Annotated in this window: 7 protein-coding genes; 3 read left to right on the forward strand and 4 right to left on the reverse strand. The window is 40.5% G+C overall.

Features of this window, described 5'->3' with window-relative positions:
- Nucleotides 1-10 precede the first annotated feature (10 nt).
- Nucleotides 11-592, reverse strand: a complete 582-nt coding sequence (locus tag AB1498_08260; protein ID MEW6088282.1) for a DUF3786 domain-containing protein — start codon at nucleotides 590-592, stop codon at nucleotides 11-13.
- 72 nt (nucleotides 593-664) lie between these two features.
- Nucleotides 665-868, reverse strand: a complete 204-nt coding sequence (locus AB1498_08265; GenBank protein ID MEW6088283.1) for a hypothetical protein — start codon at nucleotides 866-868, stop codon at nucleotides 665-667.
- Between the two features lie 129 nt (nucleotides 869-997).
- On the opposite strand from AB1498_08265, the gene AB1498_08270 reads away from it, so the two are divergent.
- From AB1498_08270 to AB1498_08280, 3 genes are read left to right on the forward strand one after another with little or no spacing between them, the layout of a single operon-like run.
- Nucleotides 998-2,233: an endonuclease Q family protein gene (locus AB1498_08270; protein MEW6088284.1), complete on the forward strand. Its 1,236-nt coding sequence runs from the start codon at nucleotides 998-1,000 to the stop codon at nucleotides 2,231-2,233.
- 21 nt (nucleotides 2,234-2,254) lie between these two features.
- Nucleotides 2,255-3,301, forward strand: a complete 1,047-nt coding sequence (locus tag AB1498_08275; GenBank protein ID MEW6088285.1) for an ATP-dependent 6-phosphofructokinase — start codon at nucleotides 2,255-2,257, stop codon at nucleotides 3,299-3,301.
- Entirely contained in the window at nucleotides 3,294-3,785 is a 492-nt protein-coding gene (locus AB1498_08280; protein MEW6088286.1) for a MogA/MoaB family molybdenum cofactor biosynthesis protein, read from the forward strand. The genes AB1498_08275 and AB1498_08280 overlap by 8 nt, the downstream gene beginning before the upstream one ends.
- 36 nt (nucleotides 3,786-3,821) lie before the next feature.
- Here AB1498_08280 and AB1498_08285 read toward each other — a convergent pair whose 3' ends face one another.
- Both AB1498_08285 and AB1498_08290 read right to left on the reverse strand, forming a co-directional pair.
- On the reverse strand, nucleotides 3,822-5,138 hold the full coding sequence (locus tag AB1498_08285; GenBank protein ID MEW6088287.1) for a DUF1302 family protein: 1,317 nt from the start codon (nucleotides 5,136-5,138) through the stop codon (nucleotides 3,822-3,824).
- 93 nt (nucleotides 5,139-5,231) lie between these two features.
- Complete coding sequence (locus AB1498_08290; protein MEW6088288.1) at nucleotides 5,232-6,665, reverse strand: glycosyl hydrolase family 57; 1,434 nt, start codon at nucleotides 6,663-6,665, stop codon at nucleotides 5,232-5,234.
- Between the last annotated feature and the right edge of the window lie 149 nt (nucleotides 6,666-6,814).

A 6,814-nucleotide genomic window follows, 5' to 3' on the forward strand; every position in this document is an offset into this window, starting at 1 on the left:
TCAAATACTGCTAATCTTCTGCCATTTTATTTATCGCGTATAAAAACCCGAGAAATAATATATCCAGGTTCATTTGTTCCTCAACGCTTTTGTCAAGAATTAAATTCACCCTGCTTTCAAATTCTTCATCCTTTTTCCAGAGAATGAATACGACAGGAATTCTCGGGAGCAAATACAATCTGACTGAGGCATCTCCGAATTTGGATTTTTCCCCTCCCAGTCTTTTCCCTTTTTCAATAAAACCTTCAATGTCATTTCCATATTTTTCGGCTAATTTTGGAAGCGGCAATTCATGCGCGCCCCGGAAGAAAAAAATCCCGCCTTTTAACTGGTGCGGAGACACCAATATGTTGCTGACGGGAATATCTTTGGCGCATACAAGGTAATGAAGCAGAAACAGCGGCAAAAAAGGAGATATTTTCTCTTTTCCTGGGTTAAAAATCAATTTTTTTTCTAAATCGACAACAAATTTTTCATTAAATACCTTGATATAAATTTGTTTATTTTCAGGGTTATATTCAGCTCTTGAGTTAACAGCCATTTCATGGGGAGAAATATCGGCCAGTTTCTTCCAAAGTTCCTGTTCAAACATAATAATCCTGTTCTACATTATTCATTAATCTTTAAACTTGAAATAAAGGCGGGTATTATTAAAGAAGATATTTTATCTATCCATATAATAATTTGGATAAATGTCCGATTCACCGACTATCTCTTCTCTGAGAGAAAAAAGAAGTTCACCTTTCAAACAGCCAATCCTTCTCTCTAATGCCTTCTGGTTAAGCATCAGCGCGTCCATTTTAAGGTTTAGTTCAGCTAAAACGCTGCAAATGTCTCTTTCTTCTTTTTTAGAACATGATTTTTTCATTTTTTTATCCATATTTTATTTTTTAGAATTATTTCGATATAATACTATTATAAAATTTCTCTTTAGTCAAGGAAATTTTAAATCTAATTTTATTGACACCGTAAAAAATATCTAATAAAATTAACCATCATGCCTTTTATTGCCGACTTTCACATTCATTCAAAATACAGCCGCGCCACAAGCAGGGAAATGGATATACCCAATATCGCCCGCTTTGCAAAATTGAAAGGCATTTCTCTTATCGGGACAGGCGATTTTACTCATTTCCAATGGCTGGTTGAATTAAAAAAATATCTTAAACCCAAAAGCCGCGGGATTTTTGAATGTGAAGGTGTAAATTTCATTTTGACATCTGAAGTCTCAAGTATATACACAAAAAACGGAAAACTGAGAAAAATACACAACATAATACTCGCTCCTGATTTTATAACTGTGGAAAAAATCAATTCCGGCCTTTCGCCCTATGGTAAACTGGATTCAGACGGCAGGCCGATATTGAAACTTGACGCGAAAGACCTTTTAAAACTGCTTTTAAATATCTCCCCCGAATGCGTCCTTATTCCCGCGCATATCTGGACACCTCATTTTTCGCTTTTTGGTTCAGAATCCGGGTTCGATACCATCGAAGAATGCTTTGGTGACCTGGCAAAACATATCTTTGCGATGGAGACCGGGCTCTCGTCTGATCCTTCCATGAACTGGCGGCTTTCCGCGCTGGACAGGATCACACTTATTTCCGACTCCGACGCCCATTCGCCGAAAAACATGGGAAGAGAAGCGAATATGCTTGACTGCGCTATCGATTATTCCGAAATAGTAACGGCCATGAAAACAAAGGACAAAACAAAATTCCTGTCCACAATAGAATTTTTTCCTGAAGAGGGTAAATATCACTTTGACGGCCACCGCGAATGCAAGGTAAGGTTTTCGCCAAAAGAAACTATGGCGCATAACAAACTATGCCCTGTCTGCGGGAAAAAATTGACTATCGGGGTAATGCACAGGGTAGAGGTATTGTCCGACCGCGAAGAAAACATTACGCCTCCATCGGCAATTCCATTTAAAAATATCATCCCTTTAGAAGAAATTATTGCAGAATCGCTGGGCTTAAGCCGAAATAGTATAACAGTAGAAAAAGAATATTTCTCTGTTCTTTCCCGTCTCGGAACGGAATTTGATATCCTCATGAACATCCCGGAAGACGAGTTAAAGAAAAAAACCCACCCGCGGGTTGTTGAAGGTATTACAAAAACCAGAAGAGGAGAGGTGAAAATCAACCCCGGATATGACGGCGTGTATGGTGAAATCGAAATTGACTGGAATAATACGAATAAAAATGCAGAAACTCAAATAGCATTGTTTTAAAAAATAAATGGAGGGAATAACATGTCCATAAAAAAGGTTGGTATTCTGACCGGCGGCGGAGACTGCCCGGGATTAAATGCAGCCATTCGCGCGGTTGTCCGCAAGGGAATTAAATTTTATAACTATGAAATGTTCGGGATAAAAAACGGCTGGGCAGGATTAATCAACGGGGACATATCTCCCTTAACAATGGATGATATATCCGGAATTCTCCACAGGGGAGGGACTATTCTTGGAACATCCAGGACCAATCCCTATAAAAAAGAAAACGGGATTGAAAATATAAAGAAAAACATAAAAAAATTTGAACTTGATGTTATCATTCCCATCGGCGGGGAAGATACAATCGGCGCGGCCGCAAAACTTTTTGTCGAGGGCATAAATGTTGTGGGCATCCCGAAAACAATAGATAATGACCTCTTCGGGACGGAATACACATTCGGCTTCGACACTGCCGTAAGTATCATCATGGAAGCTATCGACCGGCTCCATACCACGGCTGAATCCCATCACAGGATTATGGTCCTTGAGGTAATGGGACGGCATGCAGGCTGGCTCGCGACTTACGGGGGAATTGCCGGCGGTGCGGACCTTATTTTAATACCGGAAGAACCTTTTGACCTTGAAAAAGTCTGCCTGCATCTCAAAAACCGCCACAACAAGGGAAAACATTTCAGCGTTGTAGTTGTGGCGGAAGGCGCCAAGGAAATAACTTTTGGAAAACTTTCGACAACAGGCAAACAAAAAGATGATTTTGGCCATGAACGTCTCGGAGGAATAGGCGACATCTTAAGCAAAGAAATAGAAAAAAGAACCGGGTTTGAAACACGGGTGACTGTCCTGGGGCATACCCAGCGGGGCGGGTCGCCTACATCTTTCGACAGGATACTTGCCACCCGTTTCGGGCTTTCCGCCATTGACCTCGTCCATGAAAATAAATTCGGATTTATGGTGGGTCTGCAGAACAATAAAATTGTCCCGGTCCCGCTTAAGGATGTCCTCGGGAAATTAAAGACCGTCCCCCCGGAATTTTATGACCTGGCAAAGGTTTTTTTTGAATATGATTAATACTGCCATTATTACTATAAGCGACAAAGGTTCCTGCGGGGAAAGAGCGGACACCAGCGGCCCGGCAATAGAAAAGATGCTTGACAGGAAAACTTATTCCGTTAAAAAAACCCTTATTATTCCCGATGAAAAAAAACTTATTATCAAAGAGTTAAAAGGTTTTGTCAATAAAAATATTGATTTGATTTTTACCACGGGGGGGACCGGACTTGGACCGCGGGATGTTACGCCGGAGGCAACAAATGAGGTCATAGAAAAACAGCTTCCCGGGTTCAGCGAAGCTATGCGTGTTAAGAATATGAATAACACCCCTTTCAGTATTATTTCGCGCGGGGTATGCGGCATCTCCCGGAAGACCCTGATAATAAACCTTCCCGGGAGCCCCAGGGCGGTCAAGGAATGCCTTGATGTGATTTTATCCGCCATTCCCCATGCAGTCTATTCATTGAAAGGGGAGGTTGCTGAATGCGCGAGGCCAAATTAAAAACTTGGATAGAGATTTTGAAATTACAAACTCAAGTTAAAAATATAAGTTTACTCCCGCTTCAACACGGTCATTTTTCCCAAAAGCTCCGAAAAACGTTCCAGTCCGGCCGGCAAGGACATCGGCTTTTAAATAAATTTCTTTTGAAAACCTGCTCTCCCTGCCAAAAGACGACACGATTTTCAACTCCGGCTGTAAGATATAATCCTTTTTTTCAAGATCATACATCCCTTTTATAATGAATTTTTTAAGTTCATCTCTTTTAAATTCTGAATTTAAAAGCACCATCTGCCTGAAAAAATGCCTGAAACCGTGTTCAACCTGGTTTTCTTCGCCGTGTATCGGAAATTCTTTATCCAGAGCGTATTGTAAAATAACAAAAAGATTTATGTCATAGATTACTCTGTAAAAAGTTTTATCCACTCCCGTAACCAATTGAAAATACGGGTCGTCTATATCGGACCTCTGGCCTTTTTTATCTTTCGTAAAACTGTAGGCCATTTCACCTCTGAATCCAAATTCATATAGAAATGTTTCCCAGTCAAACCCGACTGTTTTAAGCCCTGAATAAAACGGCTGAATATTGTAGATCGCTTCATTTGTATTGTTATTGACCGATTTAAGATTTGTTTTTATTGAAACCGGCATTTTATCATATGCCGCGGAATAAGAAAAAGCGTAATCTATTTTCTTCCCCTGGCGGTTTAAACGGAACCCAAATTGGCTGGAAGAGATATTCCGGGAAGGATCCAGGGAATTATCCTCTTCAAAAATCACCCTGTAATTGCCGGGGAACGCCTGGTAGGACAAAGGGTTCCAGCGGTTCTCCCTTGAATAATCAAAATGATGTTTAACAAACACAGGCACAAAAATACCTTCCAGGTCATATCCGTTTAAAAAATAATCAATTTTAACCGCGGGAATACCCTCCTCATCCTGTTTTGCCAAATCCGAATAATCATAGATTTTAAAATGGTCTGTAGGTTTAAGGGAATCCGCCCTGCCCCATGAAATAACCTGTTTTCCCAGGCGGACATCAAACTTGCCTGTGTAAAAATCAAAATAGCCTTCATTTAAAATGTAACGGTTTCTGATTTCAGAATTAAAGTTGTGCCGCAGTTTACCCTGGAAAAATGTATTTATCCTTTGTGAAAATTCTTTTTCGTATTTCGGCCGGAAATCAATTTCAAACCATCTTGACGGGAAAGCGGTATTCCCGGGATTTTTTGAAAACACGCCAAAATCAAAATTTATTTCACCCTGGAACAATTTTTCTTCAGCCAAAATAAACTGTTTTGCTAAAAACGAAGATATAAAAAACGTAAGCAAAATGTATTTTTTTATTTTGTTCATTAAAAATATTATAACCCGAACATGTTAAACAAATATTACAAAGAAATGTTACAAATCTTATTAAACAACAAGGTCAGATTTCTTGTTTATCCCTTAAATTCTATTTAACGCCTTCATCCCTCTCCTGGTTATTTCTTTCGCGTAATCTGTCCATATACCGGCCCCCCAGTAGCGGAAACAGCTTGTCTGTGACAATAATAAATAAAGGAGCGTCTTGCGGTAATTTATGTCCATCGGGTCGATTTTAACACCGTCAAACTTTTTATGGAATTCAACGCTTAACCTGTTAATCGGGTCCAGAATATGTTCATATCCCTTCACCCAGTTTTTATCATTCGTCCATGAACCCCGGTCCAGATTGTAATTCGGATTTTTTTCTTTAATCTTCTTTATCGCTTCGTCACACGCGCTGTGCCCGCACTCAGTAACAAATTCCCATATCTTGCTTTGTGAAACAGGCTGGACAGGAATAAAACCCTTTTCGTCAACACCGGATTCTTTTAAAAACTCAAGATACTCGGAACCGTTCATTGAAACAACCCCCTCGGTCCCGATTTCATAAAAGGCCTTTTTATACGCGGGAGGGAATTCATTCATCATCACGCCGCCGTTCTCGCCATCCCCTATCTGGCAGACATACGGCGGCATTTTTTTGCCTCCGTATTCTTCAGGATAAACTGTTTTTGTCTCATAATAAGGCTGCATCTGCCCGATAAGTTTGTTATCGGACCCTTGGGTCTTTATTAAAACAGTTATTTCTTCCGTCTCACCCATTGAATTTCTAGCGACAAGCCTGTGCGGAAAATGAGGTTTTCTTATACCCGTCCCGTCAAGGTTTTCAATAGTGTGCTCCTGGACCATCAGCCATTCATACCCGCATTTTTTTAACGCCCGGACATATTCAAAACAAACATCAGGATGAATCGGCAAATGCATCTCAGGCGGGGAAAAACCCTTTACCCGTTTTACCGCGTCCATACCGAATATCGACGCGAAATGGGACCGCCACGCCTTTATATGAAGTTCGATATCAGGCACGGGCGTGGAACTCACTACCGCGTGGGACCATGTCGTCCCGAGCCATTCCACATACCGGTGATATTTTTTATCGGACGTGACAAGCTTCAGGTTATCAAGGACCCCGCCCTCACCCATCTGGCGGAACCCCCATAAAAGGTTCCCTGAATAGTCAAGCATCACACGGGGATTATTTCCCTGCTCAATAAGTTCCCTTACAATATCCGACATCCTGGAGTAACATTGAAAAAAAACCGGCGCGTTATGATTATCACCGATATTCTGATGTTCCATCATGTATTGCAGGTTTGAAATTAGTTCCGCGTTATGCAAATCATCCGTTGACGCCGGTATAGTGGGCTGGTGCATATGAAGCGCTATTCCAAAACCCGACTGGATTTTTCTAAACTTTATATTTGAAACAGGCGCGAAAATCGATTCGCGCGAAGGCAGGCATTTTTTTATGTCGATTCCCGTTATATTGGGAATGCCGTCAATTATGTCTTTCATATTTATTCCTCCTTAAAATATAACGTAATGTCAAAAATCTCTTTGACATTTTATTAAAATTCCTTATCATTATCGATAAAAATCAACTTTTTAAATGCTCCCCCCTGTTTTTAAGAAAATTTTGAGGTATAATAATCATCATATTGTGG

Source organism: bacterium, assembly GCA_040754625.1.
Taxonomy (GTDB): Bacteria; JACRDZ01; JAQUKH01; order JAQUKH01; family JAQUKH01; genus JAQUKH01.

Coding starts and splice junctions, on each gene's coding strand:
- AB1498_08265 (MEW6088283.1), bottom strand. CDS start 868: ATGAAAAAATCATGTTCTAAAAAAGAAGAAAGAGACATTTGCAGCGTT.
- AB1498_08290 (MEW6088288.1), bottom strand. CDS start 6,665: ATGAAAGACATAATTGACGGCATTCCCAATATAACGGGAATCGACATA.
- AB1498_08280 (MEW6088286.1), top strand. CDS start 3,294: ATGATTAATACTGCCATTATTACTATAAGCGACAAAGGTTCCTGCGGG.
- AB1498_08260 (MEW6088282.1), bottom strand. CDS start 592: ATGTTTGAACAGGAACTTTGGAAGAAACTGGCCGATATTTCTCCCCAT.
- AB1498_08275 (MEW6088285.1), top strand. CDS start 2,255: ATGTCCATAAAAAAGGTTGGTATTCTGACCGGCGGCGGAGACTGCCCG.
- AB1498_08270 (MEW6088284.1), top strand. CDS start 998: ATGCCTTTTATTGCCGACTTTCACATTCATTCAAAATACAGCCGCGCC.
- AB1498_08285 (MEW6088287.1), bottom strand. CDS start 5,138: ATGAACAAAATAAAAAAATACATTTTGCTTACGTTTTTTATATCTTCG.